Source organism: Mycobacterium gordonae (assembly GCF_002101675.1).
In the GTDB taxonomy this organism is placed as follows: Bacteria; Actinomycetota; Actinomycetes; order Mycobacteriales; family Mycobacteriaceae; genus Mycobacterium; species Mycobacterium gordonae.
On the sequence record NZ_LQOY01000024.1, the window covers coordinates 1 to 3,188 of the forward strand.

Annotated in this window: 1 protein-coding gene; it reads left to right on the plus strand. The window is 67.4% G+C overall.

The features are described from left to right. Nucleotides 1–103: 103 nt before the first annotated feature. Nucleotides 104–3,136 (plus strand): Tn3 family transposase, encoded by a 3,033-nt coding sequence (locus tag AWC08_RS04640; protein ID WP_069432800.1) that lies wholly within the window; start codon nucleotides 104–106, stop codon nucleotides 3,134–3,136. Nucleotides 3,137–3,188 lie beyond the last annotated feature (52 nt).

Below are 3,188 nucleotides of genomic sequence, written 5' to 3' on the forward strand. Positions count from 1 at the left end.
GGGATCCCCATACGGGCGGTGCGCCGCGGCCCTTGCGGCCTCCACTGACCGTGGCTAGCGTCCTTGCGATGACGGCCTGAACCGCGGGCCGTTCGGAGGTCAGATGCCGGTCCGCTACCTGTCTGATCCCGAGCTTGCCCGGCTGAGCAGTTGGCCGGACGAGCTCGCAGTCGAGGATGCGGTCACCTACTTCACCCTGTCAGCCGACGATCTCTCGTGGCTGGCGGGCTTCAACCGCCAGCAGAACCGTCTCGGTGTCGCCGTTCAACTGTCGACGCTGCCGTGGCTGGGCTGGATTCCCGACGACCTGGCCGGTTGCCCGTCGCTCGCACTGGATCGGCTCAGGCAGGCTTTAGGTGTTGCGCCGGATATCTCGTCGGCATTGCTGGCGGGGTACGGCGGCTGGCAGGGACGAACCCGCCGGGAACACCGCGCACAGGTGCTGGCTCGGCTGGGTTGGCGGTTGTGCGCCGCCGGCGAACGCAAGCTGCTCGACGAGTTCCTGCTAGCGCGGGCGCTCGAACACGATGCTCCCGGCGTCCTATTGCAGCTGGCTTGTGACTGGCTGCGCGCCGAACGGATTGTCCGCCCACCAGTCGACAGCCTGACTCGTCGGGTGGCCGCGGCCCGCGACGCGGCTCGCGCCGAGACCTACCACCGGCTTGGGCCGCTGCTACAACCACCGCGGCCGATGCAGCTGGACGGCCTGCTCGATGTCGACCCCGACCTCGGCTTGACTCGCCTGGCTTGGCTGCGCCGCGGGGCCACCGTTGCAACGCCCGAGTTGCTCAAGGCCGAGCTGGACAAGCTGGAATTCCTGCGACGCCACGGCGCCGATCGCCTCGACTTGTCCCGGCTCCCGGTTGGGCGGCGACGCATGCTCGCCGAGATCGGCCGCCGCTCAACCAATCAGGCGTTGCAGCGCGCCGCGGTCGACCGGCGTCACCCGGTCCTGTTGGCAACACTGGCCGAAACCTACGTCGAGGTGCTCGACGAGCTGGTGCAGCTGCTCGACCAAGCGCTGGCCGGCGCGGATTCCCGAGCCCGGCATGAACTTTCACGGCGGCTCGTCGACCGCGCCAAAGCCGAGGTGGACCGGGGCCAGCTGCTCGACGAGATCCTCGATGTGCTCGCCGACCCGACCGTCCCCGACGAGCAGGCCGGGCGGGCTGTCCGCCAGCGGATCGGCATGCAACGCCTGATCGCCGCCCGCCGCCCACCTGAAGATCGCGGGCAGCGCGACCATGGTCACTTTGACCTGCTGGCCGCCCGCTACAAGTACCTGCGCACGTTCACCCCTGTGGTGATCGCCGCGCTTCCTCTGACCGGCAACACCGGCAGCCCGTCGGTCACGGCCCTGCTCACTGCCGTCGAGGTGCTGCGCGAGCTCAACACCGCCGCCCGCACCGCGGTCCCGGACGAGGCAACCACCGCCGCGGCGACGGTGTTTGTGCCGGCGCGCTGGCGTGGCTATCTCGACGCCGCGCGTGGTCAAGGCCGCGGCGCCGCCTACCGCCACTACTGGGAACTGAGCGTCCTCTACGGGGTGCAGGCCGGGCTGCGCTCCGGCGACCTATGGGTGCCCGGTTCACGCCGCTACACCGACCCGTCCACCCTGCTGCTACCGCCGGATCGGTGGACCGGGCACCGTGACGACTTCTGCACCGTCACCCGCACCGAGCCCGGCGCGTCCCGGCAACTCGAGCGCCTCGAGCATGAACTGCACGCGGCAGTCGCGGTATTGGAGACAGTCTTGACGGACCAAGGCGCCGAGAGACTCGCACGTCTCGGTGATGACGGTGAGCTGATCGTGTCGCCGCTACCTGCCGAACAGCTTCCGGCCGAAGCGGATACGCTCGCCGACGCCACGTCGGCCCGGCTGCCGCGCGTGCAATTACCGGCGCTGCTGATTGAGGTCGATGAGTTGACCGGGTTCAGCGAAGAGTTCACCCACGCCGGCGGCGCTCAACCACGCAACCCCGACCTCACCCGCAACCTGTACGCATCGCTGATCGCCTACGCTTGCAACCTCGGCTACGCCGGGATGGCCGACGCTTCGGGCATCTCCGAAGACGCCCTGGCCTGGACGTCGCAGTGGTACCTGCGCCAAGACACGTTGCGGGCGGCGAACACGCGCCTGGTCAACGCACACCACGCGCACCCGCTGGCCGCGCTGTGGGGCGGCGGGACGCTCTCGTCGTCGGACGGGCAGCGGTTCCCACAACGGGGACACAGCCTCACTGCCCGCGCGCTGTCACGGTATTTCGTTGACGAAGGCACCACCACGTATACCCATGTCTCCGATCAACATTCGACCTACGGCACCAAGGTAATACCGACCACCTGGCGCGAGGCGGTCGCAGTGCTGGACGAAATCTTCGGCAACCCAACGGATTTGCCGCTCGCCGAACACACCGTCGACACCGCCGGACAAACCCTTGCGACATTCGCGATCTTCCACCTGGCCGGGTTGCAGTTCTCTCCGCGCATCCGCGACATCGGCCGCCTACAGCTCTACCGCCTCGGAACCGCCTCAGCTTGGCGCGCTCAATACCCGCACGCCGGGCGGTTGCTCGGCCAGCCGATCCAAACCCAGCTGATCGCCGACCACTGGGATGATCTGCTGCGCCTGGTCGCCTCAATGAAGTTCGGGCACACCACCGCGAGTCTGCTCATTGCCAAGCTGCACGCCAGCAGCCGGCAGAGCACGCTCGCCAAGGCACTGCACGAGTACGGGCGCCTGATCCGCACGCTCTACGTATGCCGTTACGTCGCGGACGAAGAACTCCGTCGCCGCGTACGCCGTCAGCTCAACAAGGGCGAGAGCCTGCATGCGCTACGGCGCGACCTGTTCTTCGCCCATCAAGGCCACGTCCGCCGACGTCATCTCGATGACCAAATCGATCAGGCACTGTGCCTCACCTTGGTCACCAACGCCTGCGTCCTATGGACCACCACCTACCTCGCCGACACGATCGACAACCTGCGGTCAAACGGCATGGAGGTCAGCGACGAGACTGCGGCACACTTGACCCCTGCCCAGCACGATCACATCAACTTCTATGGCACCTACTCCTTCGACATCGACGCCGAGCAGCGCCGCGAAGGCCACCGGCCGCTACGCATCCCCGCGTAGCCATAGCGAGATCACAAAACAACCATATTCGTTCCGTTACTAAGCCGACCCC

Bases quoted from the DNA above. Each gene is read 5' to 3' on its own strand.
- AWC08_RS04640 (WP_069432800.1), top strand. From the start codon at position 104: ATGCCGGTCCGCTACCTGTCTGATCCCGAGCTTGCCCGGCTGAGCAGT.